This is a genomic window from Acinetobacter sp. YH12129, assembly GCF_013418685.1.
GTDB lineage: Bacteria > Pseudomonadota > Gammaproteobacteria > Pseudomonadales > Moraxellaceae > Acinetobacter > Acinetobacter amyesii.
Genome location: NZ_VPBP01000017.1, coordinates 54358 through 71814 on the forward strand (window position 1 = coordinate 54358; position 17457 = coordinate 71814).

A 17457-nucleotide genomic window follows, 5' to 3' on the forward strand; every position below is an offset into this window, starting at 1 on the left:
ATTCCCCTTGCCTATGCATATAAAACTCAATGATATCTTTTTGACCATGCAGCAACAGCTCGATACCCCTCGGGCTGTGCTGGATGAAAACTTGCTGATCGAATTGGTCAACCGAATTCGACCAGAAGATACAAAAAATACCGACGAAATTAAGAAAAAATTTCAGGCTTTCATCCAAGCTTTACTCATCACGCCAGATGCAGCCTCTACCTTGCAAAGTTTTGTCCTAAAACTCATTAGCCGATATAAACAAACCAGTTTATATGCGGACACGGGTATTTTGTCTCTCGATGGTTTTTGGGGACAACTGTTCCAACGGCTTGGCGCACATTTTCTTCCTCTGATCAATGACGAAACTCAATTACAAGATTTAGTCCGTCGAGTTTTTTATCGTCATAGCGACAAATATTGGCTGGACAGTATTGATGATCAGCAATGGATGCAGCTCTTTCGATTGTTTAACCAAGGCCATAGCAATCAGGAAGAAAAAAAGAAAATTCGCCGTGAGTTAATTAAAGCCATTACCGTTTTGTCCTATCGGGTAAGTGGTATTGGCTTATATCCTGAATTTATTAATGCACAGCCTGAACTGACCGAATATGAATCACCTTTTTTGGTGCAAAACCGCGAAATAAACGATTTTATTCAGCAGTATAAAAAGCTCCATCAAAGTGCTGAAGAAATGAGTGCTGTGCTACCGCCAGATGCTTCTCAAGCGTTGGTAATGCTGGAACAATGTCGTGATGTGGTGCTGAAGATTCGGCGTGCGACCAAACGAATTGGTGTAAGTGTCAGCCTGACTTACTTATTGTCGCTTTTAGAACAGTGTTTAGATCGCTTAGAAATCTTACTCAACCTGATTGTTGAAGAAGATGATGTCCGCTATGTGTCCATGGGCAGTTTACTCAGTGATGTGACGTCAGCGATTTATAGCGAGCGCAGTGTGCGCGATTTGCTCGCCACCAATAGTGAATTGGTTGCCCTACAAGTCACCGAAAACGCAAGTAAAACTGGCGAACACTATGTAAGTACGGACAAACAAGGCTTTATGAGCATGTACAGATCTGCGGCAGGTGCCGGTGTGATCATTGCGTGTATGGCAACTTTAAAAGTACTGATGACACGTTTGACAATGGCTCCTTTAATGCAAGCCATTTCATACAGCCTAAATTACTCTCTCGGCTTTATGCTGATACATGTCTTACATTTTACTGTTGCCACTAAACAGCCTGCGATGACAGCTGCCGCCCTTGCCTCGACGGTTCAGCATCGTAAAGGCTCGAAAATGGCGCAGATTGCCGAACTTGCCGCGCTAATTATTAACATCATTCGAACCCAGTTTATTGCAATCTTAGGCAACATCAGTATTGCGATTCCTGTTGCAGCATTGATCGCATTAAGTTGGGACATGGCTTTGCATGAGCCATTAATGAATCATGCAAAAGCAGCTAAAACCTTACACGACCTCAATCCATTTACCTCATTGGCTGTGCCACATGCTGCGATAGCTGGGGTATGTTTGTTTTTATCAGGTTTGCTTGCTGGATACTTTGACAACATGGCGATCTATCGCAAAGTTGGACCACGGATTCAAGCACATCCAAAGTTAAAACGCATCATGGGTCAAGAGAGACTGGATAAGCTTGCCGCTTACATTGAGCGAAACTTAGGTGCTTTAGCAGGTAACTTCTTATTCGGGATCATGCTGGGCAGTATGGGAACAATTGGATTTATTTTTGGTTTACCTTTAGATATTCGCCATATCGCCTTCGCCTCGGCCAACTTCATTCAAGGCCTCATCAATATTAATGGTTCACCAGACATTGGCTTAATCATTGTGTCATTCTTAGGGGTTATTCTGATCGGTCTGACTAACTTATTCGTCAGTTTCACGTTAACCATTATTGTGGCACTACGGGCACGTCGCGTAAGATTTGAACAATGGAAACCACTGGCTAAACTGGTGATGACTCATTTTCTAACGCGACCAAGTGACTTTTTCTGGCCACCGAAAACCCCACTTGAAGTTGAAGATGGCACACAAGCCAGTAAGAACAATCATTAGCAGATTTGTGTTTTATTTTAGTAAGATGTAAATGAACACAAAAAATAAAATCAGTATGATTTACACATACTTGAAATAAAGTGTACTGATGAGTACACTTTAATCCATTAATTAACCGAGCTCAAACCGGTTAAAATGACAAGGAATAAAATATGCCACGAACGCTACTGTTTGTTGGTTTTTTTGCATTAATTATCAGTGTGTTGTCGCTTTATTCTAGCTATTTAAATCTATTAGATTTAAGTATCGTGGAATGGATGAGTCAGCACCGTATTGCTGTTTTTAATCAAATTGCCATCGGACTTTCGGCGCTAGGGGGCATGCCTTTTGTATTATTTTTCACCACGCTATGGTGTTTACACTTTGCGTGGTATAAAAAATACACAGAGATTGTTTTTATCAGTATAGGGATCTTTGGAAGTATCGGCCTTGCATGGTTGCTTAAATTTACGTTCACCAGACCGCGTCCCCCAGAAATGTACTATCTTGTAGCGTCTTACGGGAGTTCATTCCCAAGCGCACACAGTTGTTATGCTGCATCGCTTGCGTGTCTTATGATCTTGATTTACCGACAACATGCTCAACATCGCTTGATCACCATTTTGGCATTGTTATGGATGCTGTGTATGGGTGTTTCGCGAGTTTATGTTGGGGTTCATTTTCCGACAGATGTCTTATCCGGTTGGAGCATAAGTTTTATTTGGATCACGCTACTTTATTTGAGTTACATCAAAATCAGTAAAGCGTAAACAAATGAATAATTTAGATAAATATCTAATTGAGGTGGAACAATGATGTCTGCAAAGCTTTGGGCTCCTGCCCTGACTGCTTGCGCATTGGCAACAAGTATTGCACTTGTTGGTTGTAGCAAAGATCCTAAAGATGCACAGCAAGCTGCTGCTGCACAGCAAATGCCACCAACTGAAGTCGGTGTCATTGTTGCCCAACCGCAAAGCGTTGAACAATCTGTTGAACTTTCAGGCCGTACATCTGCCTATGAAATTTCAGAAGTACGTCCACAAACCAGTGGTGTAGTACTGAAACGTCTATTTGCAGAAGGCAGTTATGTTCGCGAAGGACAAGCCTTGTACGAGATCGACTCGCGTACAAACCGTGCTTCAGCTGACAGTGCTCGTGCTGCTTTAACACGTCAACAAGCAAACCTAAACGTGTTACGTGTTAAAGAAGGTCGTTACCGTCAGCTTGTTGGCTCAAATGCGATTTCAAAACAAGAATATGACGATATTGTTGCGCAAGTAAAACTGGCTGAAGCAGACGTTGCTGCATCTCAGGCAGAACTTAAAAATGCAGAAATTAACTTAGGTTATTCAACTGTACGTGCGCCAATTTCGGGTCAAACTAACCGTTCAACAGTGACAGCGGGTGCATTAGTTACTGCATCTCAGGCTGATCCATTAGTCACAATTCAACGTCTTGATCCAATGTACGTTGACATTAACCAATCAAGTGCTGAACTTCTTCGTCTACGCCAACAGTTAAGCCAAGGCAACTTGGACAGCAGTAATAACACCAAAGTGAAATTACGTCTTGAAGATGGTAGCGAATACCCAATTGAAGGTCGTCTTGCATTTTCTGATGCGAGTGTAAACCCAGATACAGGTACGGTTACACTTCGTGCTGTTTTTTCTAACCCGAATCATTTATTACTTCCGGGTATGTTTGCCAATGCTCGCATCGTTCAAGGTGTGATTCCAAATGCTTACCTGATTCCACAAGCTGCCATTACGCGTACCCCTACAGGTCAAGCGATTGCAATGATTGTGAATGCAAAAGGTGCTGTTGAATCTCGTCCTGTAACCACTGTTGGTACACAAGGTGCAAACTGGATCGTGACTCAAGGCTTGAATACTGGCGATAAAGTGATTGTTGACGGTATTGCGAAAGTTAAGCCAGAGCAACAAGTTGTAGCCAAACCGTATCAACCTCAGGCTGCTGCACCTCAAGGTGCGCAACAACCTGCTGCAGCAAAGCCAAACGCTAAAGCCGCAGAACAAGCAGCGCCTAAAACTGAACAAAAAGCTACTTCAAACGCATAGGGAGTAGACTGAATGGCTCAATTCTTTATTCATCGCCCCATTTTTGCGTGGGTGATTGCATTGGTGATTATGTTGGCGGGTGTACTCACGCTATCTAATATGCCAATTGCACAGTATCCGACCATTGCGCCGCCAACGGTTTCAATCTCTGCGACTTACCCTGGTGCGTCTGCAGAAACAGTTGAAAACACCGTAACCCAAATCATTGAACAACAAATGAATGGTTTGGATGGCTTACGTTATATTTCGTCAAACAGTGCGGGTAACGGTCAAGCATCTATTACATTGAACTTTGAACAAGGGATCGATCCAGATATCGCCCAAGTTCAAGTCCAAAACAAACTCCAGTCTGCGACAGCGTTATTACCTGAAGATGTACAGCGTCAAGGTGTAAAAGTAACCAAATCTGGCGCAAGCTTCCTACAAGTTGTAGCATTCCACTCACCATCGGGTAAGTTGACTGCGGACGACATTAAGGACTATGTAAACTCGAATATTTCTGAACCTCTCAGCCGTGTGGCAGGTGTAGGTGAAGTCCAAGTATTCGGTGGTTCTTATGCGATGCGTATTTGGCTAGATCCGGCCAAAATGGCAAACCTGAAAGTTACACCGAGTGATGTGGCTACGGCTATCCGTACACAGAATGCTCAGGTTGCTGTTGGTCAGTTAGGCGGTGCGCCTGCAACTGAAGGTCAAGTACTGAACGCGACAGTTACAGCACAAAGTTTGTTGCAAACACCAGAGCAGTTTAAAAACATTTTCCTGCGTAACAGTAGTGATGGTGCTCAGGTACGTTTAGGTGATGTTGCACGTGTTGAATTAGGTGCTGACAACTATCAGTTCAACTCTAAGTTCAACAACAAACCTGCTGGTGGTGTAGCGATCAAACTAGCAACTGGTGCAAACGCATTAGATACAGCCGAAGCTGTTGAAGCACGTTTAAAAGAACTACGTCCAAACTACCCTGAAGGTTTAGAAGACACGCTTGCATTTGATACGACTCCATTCATTAAGTTATCGATTGAAAGTGTTGTACATACCCTTGTAGAAGCCGTGATTCTCGTATTCTTTGTGATGTTCTTGTTCTTACAGAACTGGCGCGCAACGATTATTCCGACATTGGCTGTACCTGTAGTGGTATTGGGTACTTTTGCTGTCATTAACATGTTTGGTTTCTCTATCAACACTCTCACCATGTTCGCGATGGTACTGGCGATTGGTCTCCTCGTGGATGATGCAATTGTTGTCGTAGAGAACGTTGAACGTGTCATGGTTGAAGATCATCTTGACCCAGTGACTGCAACTGAAATCTCAATGAAACAGATCTCGGGTGCCCTCATCGGTATTACCTCTGTGTTAACCGCTGTATTCGTGCCGATGGCATTCTTCGGTGGTACGACAGGTGTAATTTATCGTCAGTTCTCAATCACGCTGGTAACAGCAATGATTCTGTCATTGATTGTGGCATTGACCTTTACCCCTGCCCTATGTGCGACCATGTTGAAACAACATGATCCAAACAAACCAGAAAGCAACAATATCTTTGCCCGTTTCTTCCGTTGGTTTAACAGCTCTTTTGATAAAGTTGCGCATAAATACCAAGGCGGCGTGAACTTCATGACGCACCACAAGATTTTCTCTGGTGTGATTTATGCGGTTGTGATTGGCTTATTAGTGCTTTTATTCCAAAAGTTACCATCATCATTCTTACCTGAAGAAGACCAAGGTGTTGTAATGACACTGGTACAGTTACCACCGAATGCCTCACTTGAGCGTACGGATAAAACTGTCACTGCAATGACCGATTACTTCCTGAAAAACGAAGAAAAATATGTCGATTCTGTATTCAGTGTTGCCGGTTTCTCGTTCACAGGTGTAGGTCAAAACGCAGGTCTTGCATTCATCAAGTTAAAAGATTGGGAAGACCGTACATCACCTGAATCTCAAGTGGGTGCGATTATTCAACGTGGTATGGCATTGAACATGATCGTGAAGGATGCTTCATACATCATGCCAATCCAATTACCAGCAATGCCTGAATTGGGTGTAACTGCCGGCTTCAACTTGCAGTTAAAAGCTTCTGCAGGTCAAACCCATCAACAACTTATCGATGCCCGTAATATGGTGCTCGGTATGGCTGCTCAAGATAAACGCCTCATGGGTGTTCGTCCTAACGGTCAAGAAGATACACCACAGTACAAAATCACGATTGACCAAGCTCAAGCTGGTGCAATGGGTGTGAGTATTTCTGAGATTAACACCACAATGGGTATGGCATGGGGTGGTTCTTACATCAATGACTTCGTTGACCGTGGTCGTGTGAAGAAAGTCTATGTACAAGGTGAAGCTGCGGCACGTATGATGCCTGAAGACCTGAGCCAGTGGTATGTCCGTAACAACCAAGGCACAATGGTTCCATTCTCGACCTTCGCTACTGGTGAATGGACTTATGGTTCACCACGTCTTGAACGTTATAACGGTATCGCATCTGTGAACATTCAAGGTTCACCGGGTGTGGGTGTAAGTTCGGGCGACGCGATGAAAGCGATGGAAGAAATTGTACAAAAACTTCCTTCGATGGGCGTTCAAGGCTTTGACTATGAATGGACTGGTCTATCTCTAGAAGAACGTGAGTCTGGCGCACAAGCACCATTCCTATACGCACTTTCATTGTTAATCGTCTTCCTATGTCTTGCTGCCTTGTATGAAAGCTGGTCTATTCCGTTCTCAGTATTACTGGTTGTACCATTAGGTGTATTGGGTGCGTTATTACTGACTTTCCTTGGAATGGTGTTCTTCAAAAATCCAAACTTGGCGAATAACATTTACTTCCAGGTGGCTATTATTGCCGTCATTGGTTTGTCCGCGAAGAATGCGATCTTGATCGTAGAATTCGCCAAAGAACTTCAAGAAAAAGGTGAAGATCTGTTTGACGCAACATTGCATGCCGCTAAAATGCGTCTACGTCCAATTATCATGACCACTTTAGCCTTTGGTTTTGGTGTACTTCCGCTTGCCCTTTCTTCGGGTGCAGGTGCAGGTAGTCAGCACTCTGTAGGTTATGGTGTATTGGGTGGCGTAATCAGTTCTACCCTACTTGGTATCTTCTTTATTCCTGTGTTCTACGTATGGATCCGAAGTATCTTTAAGTACAAACCAAAACAACAAAATAATCAGGAGCATTTATCGTGATGCAAAATGTATGGTCTATTGCAGGTCGTAGCATTGCGGTTTCTTCACTTGCGCTTGCTTTGGCTGCCTGCCAAAGCATGCGTGGTCCAGAGCCGGTTGTTCAGACCAATATCCCCGAAAGCTACACAGCAAGTGCTTCAGGTACTTCTGTTGCTGAACAAGGATATAAAGATTTCTTTGCTGACCAACGTCTGGTACAAGTTCTTGACTTAGCTTTAGCCAATAACCGTGACCTACGTACGGCTGCTTTAAATATTGAACGTGCACAGCAACAGTATCAAATCACTGCCAATGGTCAATTACCAACCATTGGTGCAAGTGGTAGTGTACTTCGTCAAGACACGTTGAATACACAAAAGCCTATCACCTCTTACAATGTCGGTTTAGGTGTCACTGCCTATGAACTTGATTTTTGGGGTCGTGTACGTAGCTTAAAAGACAATGCTTTGGACAGTTACCTTGCAACTGCAAGTGCCCGTGATGCAACACAAATTGCGTTGATCGGTCAAGTGGCTCAAGCATGGTTAAACTACGCGTATGCCAATTCGAACTTGAAGCTTGCGGATCAAACCTTAAAAGCTCAGCTTGAATCTTACAACCTCAACAAAAAGCGTTTTGATGTCGGTATTGACAGTGAAGTTCCTGTTCGTCAGGCTCAAATTTCTGTAGAAACTGCACGTAATGATGTTGCGAACTACAAAACTCAAATTGCTCAAGCGCAAAATTTATTGAATCTATTAGTGGGTCAACAAGTGCCTGCGAACTTGCTGCCGAACCAACGTGTCAATCGTATTACTTCGACCAATACCATTGGTTCAGGTATTCCAAGTGATTTGTTGAACAACCGTCCAGATGTACGTGCAGCTGAATACAAACTGTCTGCCGCTGGTGCGAACATTGGTGCAGCTAAAGCACGTCTGTTCCCTACGATTAGCCTGACAGGTTCTGCGGGTTATGCTTCAACGGACTTAGGTGATCTATTTAAATCAGGCAACTTTGTATGGTCTGCTGGCCCTAGCCTAGATATTCCAATCTTCGACTGGGGTACACGTCAGGCCAATATTAAAGTTTCTGAAACTGACCAGAAAATTGCATTGTCTGATTATGAAAAATCAGTTCAGTCAGCTTTCCGTGAAGTAAATGATGCGCTTGCAGTTCGCCAAAACATTGGTGACCGTATTGCAGCACAGCGCCGTTTAGTTGATGCAACCAATACAACGTACAAACTATCAAATGCCCGCTTCCGTGCTGGTATTGATAGCTACTTAACTGTACTGGATGCGCAGCGTGCATCTTATGCAGCTGAGCAAGGTTTGTTGTTGCTTGAACAAGCAAATCTCAACAACCAAGTTGAATTGTATAAAACACTTGGTGGTGGTATCAAAGCCAATACTTCTGATGCTGTGCAATACCAACCTTCTACTGCTGAGCGTAAAGCAACATCAAAACAATAATTTGATTTAGCCTAGCCCGTAATATTTGAAAAGCTCACTTCGGTGGGCTTTTTCATTTTTAGATCGGAGCTACAAAATAAAAATGAAGATATTGCTTTTTGCTGAAGAGTTTCCTATCTTCAATTCACCTTTTTATATTGATAACTAAAAATGCTTTTAAGTAATCTTGAATCTGTTCCGGGTCATACCATTACACAACAACTTGATGTCGTTTATGGCAGTACTGTCCGCAGTAAACATGTTGGTCGTGACTTTATGGCTGGCCTAAAAAATATCGTGGGTGGTGAACTCAAAGGTTATACAGAACTACTCGAAGAATCCCGTCAAGAAGCTATGAGCCGTATGATTGATAAAGCACGTGCCTTAGGCGCGAATGCAGTCGTCGGCATCCGTTTTTCAACCTCAAATATTGCTCAAGGCGCCTCTGAATTATTTGTATATGGCACGGCAGTTCGCGTAGAAGCCAACTCAGCAAAACTACCAGACCCATTTCCAACTCAGGACTAAGTCATGGATGCCTTTATTTTTAAAGTCCTGATCTTTGTGGTGCTCTTTTGTATTGGTTGGGGCTTCGGTCGCCATATCGAACAAAAGCATCTCAAAGAACTCGAAGCTCAAGAAAAACGTTTATCGCATATTCACATAGACAACAACCGCTTTAAAACTACTGAACATTTCGGACAACTGATTTCAAGTAATGTAGTGATTTCACATGATTATTTTAAATATGTGATTGCCAATATTCAGAACTTCTTTGGCGGACGTTTAACCAGTTATGAAAGCATCGTCGATCGGGCACGTCGTGAAGCCGTGGTGCGTTTAAAGCAAGAAGCTGAAAAGATGGGCGCAAACCAAATTATGGGCTTACGTTTAAGCACCACTGAGTTGGGTATGCAAGGCGGCATGGTCGAAGTCTTTGCGTATGGAACAGCAATTCAAAAGAGAGACATCTGATCTCTCTACTTCTCCCCAATTTATTTTTACTATTTAATTTACTTTACACAATGTGTTTTCAAACTCTTCATAACTCACTTTTTCATTGCGACAAACTTTAAAGCAAACCTCATTAAATTTCTTTTCATCAATATTTGGATCATGATAACTAAATGCAACATCTCCAGCATAAGCACGTGCCAGATCTTGCACCACAATGTCAGCTTTACATCCATATAAAGTTGGACATGCCTCTAATGTTCCTTCGTAATACTCTTTACACTGAGTCGGTTCGACATCCACCTTATTGGGTTTTTGCATCGACACATTTAAACCCTTTTCATTCATTAGAAGAAAATATTGAAGTTTTCTAAATGGTTTTAAGTCAATCTCGAGTCCCGAATGATTGATACGAGCCAATTGATCTTTGTAAGAATTATGATCATCTGAGATTAACTCTGCATTACCAGCTTTGTCGATTTTGATAAAGCTATAGTTGACAGGCATATATGCGCCACTCCCCTTATGTGCAATCACTTCGATCAAATGATCTTTCGCAATAAATGCTCCCGTAAATACAGTCGATTCAACACTGGTCAGCAACTTACCTTTCACTAAAACACAATATCCAAAACATTGATCTTTGAATCTAGCCTGATCGCCTTTAAAATCATCAACAGGATGAAATTCAGCTCGCCATTTAAAATCACCAATTTTATTCGAGCTATAAGGTAATTTATCAACATCTGAATCTTGAGGATTTTGACTGTAATACTCAGACTTCAATAATCCTTTTTCATCAAACAGTGCTTCGATCGGTAACCACCCCTCATTTGGTCCTCGCATAACAACTTCTGCACTCGCCGCTTCAACTTTAGGTTCAATCTCAACAGATTCAATAACTGGTTCTGATACAGTTCCTATTTCTTTTTCAGGCTTTTCGAGCGTTGACTTCTGCTCAATTTTTTGAGTTTTCTGTTTAAAATAAAAATATGCCACTGTACCGATTGCACCAATGATTGCGCACAAAATGATGGCTATTCCCCATTTGTTAAAATTATTCTTTTTCATTTCTTATAATCTCGATACTCATTAAAAAAGTCACTGTTAAGAGTGACTTTTAAACTATTTAAACTTGATAAAATTTACTTCACTTTGGTTTTACGAATCATTTTATATAACGTTGTCGGTGATAATCGAGATACCCAAACACCGAGCTTTTCTTTAGAACCACCCACCACGATGTATTCTTCCCCACGTTGCAAAGATTGCACCACCGTTTCGGCAAACTCATTGGCTTCTAGACCATTTTCAATGGCTTCATCCTGATGCCCTTGTGGCTTGCCGGCACCATTGAGTGCATTAAATGAAACATTGGTTTTGACAAATCCGGGGAATATCACCGATACGCCCACCCCTTGATCCGCAACTTCCGCACGTAGACTGTTCGCCCACATATGAATGGCAGCTTTTGCAGCAGAATAGGTCGCGCGGTACTGTGTCCCTAATAAGCCTGCAACACTTGAAACAAAAGCAATTCGACCAGACTTTTGCGCTAAAAAAGTCGGTAAAACGGTTTTAGTCAAAAATACTTGAGAAAAATAATCTACTTCCATGATGGCTCGTTCAGTCTGCATGGTCGTATCCGTGATCAATGCACGCTGACTCAATCCCGCATTATTGATTAGCCAATCAATTCGGCCTTTATGCGCAAGGACTTGTTCATAAGCATGGCGAACTTGTTCTTCATTGGTAATGTCTGCACACACTGAAAGATGCTGATCTGGATGTAATAATGAAACACGGACTTTTTCCAACTCTTCAAAACGACGTGCGGTCAAAATGACCTGCGCCCCTTGCAAAGCACATTCTTTTGCTAAAGCTTCACCCAAACCTGACGATGCCCCAGTAATCCATACCACTTTTCCGTTCAAATCATCACGTTTTGCCATTTTGACATCCTTTTAAATAACTAATTTATTCATTTATATGTATTTTATGCTTTACGTAGTACAGGCTCATTGTTCAAAAACACCATAAAATGATCAAAGTACTGACTCATCGATTGTGCATCATAAATTTTGCCGAGTTTATCAAAACGTTTATAACCGAGTTGCGTGGTGAGATTGATGACACCGGTTAAAGTTTTATCCACCACCATGTTAAATTTCAGCATTTTTTTCGGTTCACGCACCAAATGCGTCACCCCTGCATCGACCACTTGCGTGAATGCTTTCAACGCGAGCGGCACGTATTGATTTTGCCCATCTTTCATCTGACTGACATAGCCCAGCAAGTCAGTGGCTAAAGAGGCATCGATCGGGTAATGCATAAAATGCTGACCATCTTCGCTATAAAAACGTCCATATAAATAATTCACCATCGGTACAAGGCGGTCATTGCCGAAAAAAGACACCGACCACGGCATATATTTACGGGTCGTTTCACGTATTTGCTGAATAATTTTTTCGGATTCATTGTCTCCAGACTTATTCATGCGCGCCATTTGGCCAAAAACTTGATCTAAAATTTCACATGCAATATCCGCTAAATTATCCCCTAAGGCTTTGGACTGACTTTCTGTTTCACCTGCATTGAGTTTTTGATGAATCGTCTCAAAACGTTGATATGTCGTAGGTTGAATCTTTAAAGAAATAGAATAAGTCATTTGATATTGCTCCTTTTATCATAGTTTTGGGATCAATGGATACTTCTTATCTTAGGTCCTATCATACGGACTCTTTTATTTACTGCCAAATCCTAAAAGTTAACATTCGCCTAACATCCCTAATTCACCATTTTTTTTGCTACAATAGATCTAATTTTTTATCCACTTTTGATCTGTTTAGACTATGACTGATTCAGCGCAAAATATTGCTACGACCTACGATCCGACCGAGATCGAAAAAAAATGGTACAAGACTTGGGAAGAGAGAGGCTACTTCAAGCCATCTCAAAAAGGTGATTCATTCTGTATTATGATTCCGCCACCAAACGTCACTGGTAGCTTGCACATGGGTCATGGTTTCAACAATGCCATTATGGATGCGTTGACTCGTTATAACCGCATGTCTGGTAAAAACACCTTATGGCAACCAGGTACTGACCACGCGGGTATTGCAACGCAAATGGTTGTAGAGCGTCAGTTAGGTGCGCAAGGTGTAAGCCGTCATGATCTTGGCCGTGAAAAGTTCATCGAAAAAGTGTGGGAATGGAAAGAACAATCTGGCGGTAACATTACCCGTCAAATTCGTCGTCTAGGCTCATCTGTAGACTGGTCACGTGAACGCTTCACCATGGACGAGGGTCTTTCTAACGCGGTTAAAGAAGTATTTGTTAAGTTACATGAAGAAGGTTTGATTTACCGTGGTAAACGCCTAGTCAACTGGGACCCTAAACTACAAACTGCCCTTTCTGACCTAGAAGTTGAGTCTGATAAAGAAGAAGCAGGTTCACTGTGGCACTTCAAATATTTCTTTGAAGATAAGTCACTTCGTACTCACGACGGTAAAGATCACATTGTCGTTGCGACCACTCGTCCTGAAACATTGCTTGGCGATACAGCTGTTGCGGTTGCGCTTGATGATGAACGCTATGCAGCGCTTGTTGGTAAAAACATTATCTTGCCAATTACAGGCCGTGCTGTTCCAATCGTTAAAGACGAATATGTAGACAAAGAATTTGGTACAGGCTGTGTGAAAATCACCCCTGCGCACGACTTCAATGACTATGAAGTGGGCAAACGCTGTGAACTTCCAATCATCAACATCTTCAACAAAAATGCTGAAGTTCTTGCTGAGTTTGAATACATCGCAAAAGCGGGCGAGCAAATTTCTAAAACCATTCCTGCACCTGCGGACTACATTGGTTTAGAACGTTTTGAAGCACGTAAGCAATTGGTTGCTCAAGCGGAAGCTGAAGGCTGGTTAGACCAAATTCAACCATATACCTTGAAGCCACCTCGTGGTGACCGTTCAGGCGTGATCGTTGAGCCTCTACTGACTGACCAATGGTATGTGAAAATTGCTCCACTTGCTGAGCCTGCAATTAAAGCGGTTAAAGATGGCGAAATTAAATTCGTTCCTGAGCAATATAGCAACATGTACATGGCTTGGATGAACAACATCCAAGATTGGTGTATCTCACGTCAATTGTGGTGGGGTCACCGTATCCCTGCTTGGTACGATGCTGAAGGTAACGTATTTGTAGGTCGTGATGAAGCTGAAGTTCGTGCGAAAAACGGCATTGCACCTGAAGTTGAATTGAATCAAGACGAAGACGTGCTTGATACATGGTTCTCTTCTGGTCTTTGGACATTCTCAACTTTAGGTTGGACAGGCGACGCTGCGAAAGATAAAGAAAACTATTTCTTAAACACTTTCCACCCGACTGATGTATTGGTGACTGGTTTCGACATTATCTTCTTCTGGGTTGCCCGCATGATCATGATGACCATGCACTTCATGAAAAATGAAGATGGCACACCACAAGTGCCGTTCAAAACTGTGTACGTTCACGGTTTGGTACGTGATGGCGAAGGTCAGAAAATGTCTAAATCTAAGGGCAACGTGCTTGACCCATTAGATTTGATTGACGGCGTTGATCTTGAAACTTTAGTACAAAAACGTACGACTGGTTTGATGAACCCGAAACAAGCGGCGAAGATTGAAAAATCAACACGTAAAGAGTTCCCTGAAGGTATTCAGTCTTACGGTACGGATGCTGTACGTTTCACTTTCTGTGCGCTTGCAAACACAGGTCGTGACATCAAGTTCGACATGAAGCGTGTTGAAGGCTACCGTAACTTTGCCAACAAGATCTGGAACGCTACCCGTTTCGTGATGATGAACTGCGAAGAGCAAGTGATTGGTCAAGAAGTTCGTCAAGACCTTTGGGAATTGCCTGAACAATGGATCGTAAGCCGTCTGCAAAAAGCGGAACAAGCAGTGCAAACAGCATTTGCGACTTACCGTTTAGACTTGGCTGCACAAGCGATTTACGAGTTCATTTGGAATGAATACTGTGACTGGTATGTAGAGCTGACTAAGCCTGTTCTAAATGACGAAAACGTATCGGTTGAGCGTAAAGCTGAAGTTCGTCGTGTATTGCTTGCAGTAATGGAAGCGTCTTTACGTTTGGCTCATCCATTGATGCCGTACCTTACAGAAGAAATTTGGCAAACGCTTGCGCCGAAACTGAACATTTCTGGCGAAACAATCATGTTGGCTCAGTACCCTGTTGCAGATGAAGCGAAAATCAACGAACAAGCTGAAGCAGATATGCAGTGGCTGCAAGGTTTGATTGGTGCGGTGCGTAACATCCGTGGTGAAATGGGTCTAGGTAATGCGCGTTTGTTGCCTGTACTTCTTCAAAACACCACTGATGCTGAAAAAGCACAAATCGCACGTATTGAACCGTTGTTCAAAGCATTGGCTAAAGTTGAAAGCATTACCTTCTTGGCTGATGCTGAACAACCGCCATTGTCTTCTTCTTCTGTAGTGGGTCACGTGTCTGTATTCGTTCCAATGAAGGGTTTAATTGACCCTAAAGCGGAATTGGGTCGTTTGCAAAAAGACTTAGACAAGGTTCAAAAACAGCATGACCAAATTGCAACTAAACTTTCTAACGAAGGTTTTGTGGCAAAAGCTCCTGCGGCTGTGGTTGAAGGCGAGAAAGTGAAGCTTGCTGAGTTTGCTGACCAGTTAGCGAAAATTAAAGCGAATATGGAGCAAATTGCAGCGCTTTAATTTAAAGCTTGCGATTTAATCTAAAAAAGGGAAGCTCACTGTAGCTTCCCTTTTTCATTAAAATAAATGATATAACAATGAAGGTGATTGAAGAATTAAAACAACATTGTTTAAAACAAGGCTTACGAATCAATGAACCTGCAACTCAGCTAGAGATGGATCGTTTCGAAAAAACTTATCAAGTTCGATTACCTGAAATTTTAAAGCATATTTTTTAATTTTTAATGGGACAGGAGAAGGAAATTTGGGTGATGAAGGCTTTTCATTTTTTGCATTAGATGAGTTTAAACCTGTTAAACATTTTAAAGGACTAGAAAACTTTCCGCAAAAAAATTGTTTTGTTTTTTCTGAATATTTACTTTGGATGTCAGCCTACGCTATTCAAATTAATAGTATTGGCTATGATTTAGGGATATATAAAGTTTGTAAATCTCAGCAAAAAGTAAGTAATAGCTTTGAGGACTTTTTAAAAGAAGTCATTAAAAATAAAGGAATAATTTAAATTGTATAATTAAGCTAAAAGTGCTGAATTTACTAAATAAAATTAAAGTGAATATGGCATAAATTACAACGCTTTAATATCCTATTAGTTTGATCTAATTTGTAGTATAAATATCTGATTATTCACTACTTTATTATTTTAAAGAATTAAAAAATGAAAAATACAATAATATTAAGCTTACTAGCTTTTATCTTAGTTGCATGTTCGCAAGATGTTCATGAAGTTAAAAAATCCAAAGATCATGCAAGGGAATCAAATGAAAGTCAGCTAAAATAACCTCTTGAAGAAAGCATTGAGATTCCACCAACACCTGAACCAGTAGACTTAGTTAACAATCCCACAGCTATACCTAAGGGGTATAAAGTAGATACAACTCATCTAAAGAAACCAATGATGATCGACTTCAACGGCGATGGAAAACTTGATGCTTTTCGTATTTTGAAAAATCCAAATAAAGTCGGTATGAAATACCTTTTCGAGTTCCGTATTGCTGATTCTGATAAGGTGTACTTTTATGAAAGTGATGATGGAAACACTGACCTCGGTAATTTTGGTGTATTCGAAATAACCCCAAGAGGTGAAAAACTAGTTGATATTTATCTAGAGCCTACAGCAACACCCTTTGATTTCGACAATGCACCAGAATCAGCAAGAGTGATACTAAATAATGGCGGCATTAGCATTAATGTACTTGAAGAAACCTGTGCCATGTCTGTGCTATATCTTAAGGATGATAAGATTAAAAGAACTTATATTTACTGATCAGTTAGCAAATATCAAAGTGGATATGGTACAAATTACAGCACTTTAATGCACTATTAGTTTGATCTAATTTATAGTATAAAGGGCTGACTATTTGTTGACCCTTTATTACTTTAAAAAGAATTACAATGAAACATACAATAATATTTATAATTACCTCCATCACAATATTAAGTGGATGTTCCAATCACATTAACAACAATCAAGATACTTTTGACTACAGTGTAATAAATTATTCAAGTAATGATTTTGCAAATGTTCGAATAAATAATGAAGGAATAGCGAATGTGGAAGGAGCAAAATTTTTAGGCTCGTATGAGTCCTCAGGTCAATATTGCTGTATCACTTTTAATAGAAAAAAATCACCCATTATTGAATATTCAATAACTAATCAAGATAGATCTAGTGTATTAAAAAATAAAAATGCAATTTTTTTAGATAGGAATGCTGAAGGCTCAAACCTAGTCCTTCATATTTTACCTAATGAAAATTTTTTAATTGAATTTACAAATGAACTTCCTGACCCTAGTAAAAAGATTTTAGATAACCTGAATCCTGCTTAAGCCAATCATTCCATTACTCGAATGGTTGGCTTGTTTTGATGGCATAACTGGTAAGTGTTAGCGGCAGTGTAAAAATGACCCCCTAATGGCATTTAAAAACTGACCCCCTTGGTTAATATAGCGGTCATTTTGGACTGCTCAACATGTTAACTTTGGAGCAAGCAGTGACAATCCAAATACTT

At 41.2% G+C, this 17457-nt stretch carries 15 protein-coding genes; 12 read left to right on the forward strand and 3 right to left on the reverse strand.

Translation table 11 applies throughout. The annotated features are described in order from the left end of the window. Positions 1-13 precede the first annotated feature (13 nt). The 7 genes from FTU65_RS10170 (at position 14) to FTU65_RS10200 (ending at position 9722) form a co-directional block, all read left to right on the forward strand. On the forward strand, positions 14-2065 hold the full coding sequence (locus FTU65_RS10170; protein WP_180065940.1) for a site-specific recombinase: 2052 nt from the start codon (positions 14-16) through the stop codon (positions 2063-2065). Positions 2066-2217: 152 nt separating this feature from the next. Further along, complete coding sequence (locus tag FTU65_RS10175) at positions 2218-2814, forward strand: phosphatase PAP2 family protein (RefSeq protein ID WP_180065933.1); 597 nt, start codon at positions 2218-2220, stop codon at positions 2812-2814. Between the two features lie 42 nt (positions 2815-2856). Next, complete coding sequence (locus tag FTU65_RS10180; RefSeq protein WP_180011503.1) at positions 2857-4122, forward strand: efflux RND transporter periplasmic adaptor subunit; 1266 nt, start codon at positions 2857-2859, stop codon at positions 4120-4122. Between the two features lie 12 nt (positions 4123-4134). Then, positions 4135-7314, forward strand: coding sequence for an efflux RND transporter permease subunit (locus tag FTU65_RS10185; RefSeq protein WP_180011501.1), 3180 nt, complete (start codon positions 4135-4137; stop codon positions 7312-7314). Then, positions 7314-8768 (forward strand): multidrug efflux RND transporter AdeIJK outer membrane channel subunit AdeK, encoded by a 1455-nt coding sequence (gene adeK, locus FTU65_RS10190; RefSeq protein ID WP_180065938.1) that lies wholly within the window; start codon positions 7314-7316, stop codon positions 8766-8768. The genes FTU65_RS10185 and adeK overlap by 1 nt, the downstream gene beginning before the upstream one ends. A 150-nt stretch (positions 8769-8918) precedes the next feature. Beyond that, complete coding sequence (locus tag FTU65_RS10195; protein WP_078192212.1) at positions 8919-9275, forward strand: YbjQ family protein; 357 nt, start codon at positions 8919-8921, stop codon at positions 9273-9275. A gap of 3 nt (positions 9276-9278) precedes the next feature. Continuing rightward, entirely contained in the window at positions 9279-9722 is a 444-nt protein-coding gene (locus FTU65_RS10200) for a YbjQ family protein (protein ID WP_180065931.1), read from the forward strand. Between the two features lie 33 nt (positions 9723-9755). Here the strand turns inward: FTU65_RS10200 and FTU65_RS10205 are convergent, their stop codons facing one another. From FTU65_RS10205 to FTU65_RS10215, 3 genes are all read right to left on the reverse strand, one after another. Continuing rightward, on the reverse strand, positions 9756-10772 hold the full coding sequence (locus FTU65_RS10205; protein ID WP_180065929.1) for a hypothetical protein: 1017 nt from the start codon (positions 10770-10772) through the stop codon (positions 9756-9758). A gap of 74 nt (positions 10773-10846) precedes the next feature. After that, on the reverse strand, positions 10847-11653 hold the full coding sequence (locus tag FTU65_RS10210) for an SDR family oxidoreductase (protein WP_180007565.1): 807 nt from the start codon (positions 11651-11653) through the stop codon (positions 10847-10849). A 44-nt stretch (positions 11654-11697) separates the two neighbouring features. Then, positions 11698-12369, reverse strand: a complete 672-nt coding sequence (locus FTU65_RS10215; protein ID WP_180065927.1) for a hypothetical protein — start codon at positions 12367-12369, stop codon at positions 11698-11700. 184 nt (positions 12370-12553) lie between these two features. Between FTU65_RS10215 and FTU65_RS10220 the strand changes: the two genes are divergently transcribed. The 5 genes from FTU65_RS10220 to FTU65_RS10240 all read left to right on the forward strand — a co-directional run bounded on the left by FTU65_RS10220 (position 12554) and on the right by FTU65_RS10240 (position 17275). Beyond that, positions 12554-15448 carry a valine--tRNA ligase gene (locus FTU65_RS10220; RefSeq protein WP_180065925.1) on the forward strand — a complete coding sequence of 965 codons (2895 nt, stop codon included), beginning with the start codon at positions 12554-12556 and terminating at the stop codon, positions 15446-15448. 77 nt (positions 15449-15525) lie between these two features. Beyond that, positions 15526-15666, forward strand: a complete 141-nt coding sequence (locus tag FTU65_RS10225; RefSeq protein WP_180065923.1) for a hypothetical protein — start codon at positions 15526-15528, stop codon at positions 15664-15666. Between the two features lie 26 nt (positions 15667-15692). Continuing rightward, positions 15693-15950: a hypothetical protein gene (locus FTU65_RS10230; RefSeq protein ID WP_180065921.1), complete on the forward strand. Its 258-nt coding sequence runs from the start codon at positions 15693-15695 to the stop codon at positions 15948-15950. A gap of 390 nt (positions 15951-16340) precedes the next feature. Beyond that, the gene (locus FTU65_RS16345; RefSeq protein ID WP_257222720.1) at positions 16341-16712 is read left to right on the forward strand and encodes a hypothetical protein; all 372 of its coding nucleotides are present in this window, start codon (positions 16341-16343) and stop codon (positions 16710-16712) included. Positions 16713-16840: 128 nt separating this feature from the next. Further along, positions 16841-17275 carry a hypothetical protein gene (locus FTU65_RS10240; protein WP_180065919.1) on the forward strand — a complete coding sequence of 145 codons (435 nt, stop codon included), beginning with the start codon at positions 16841-16843 and terminating at the stop codon, positions 17273-17275. The last annotated feature ends 182 nt before the right edge of the window (positions 17276-17457 follow it).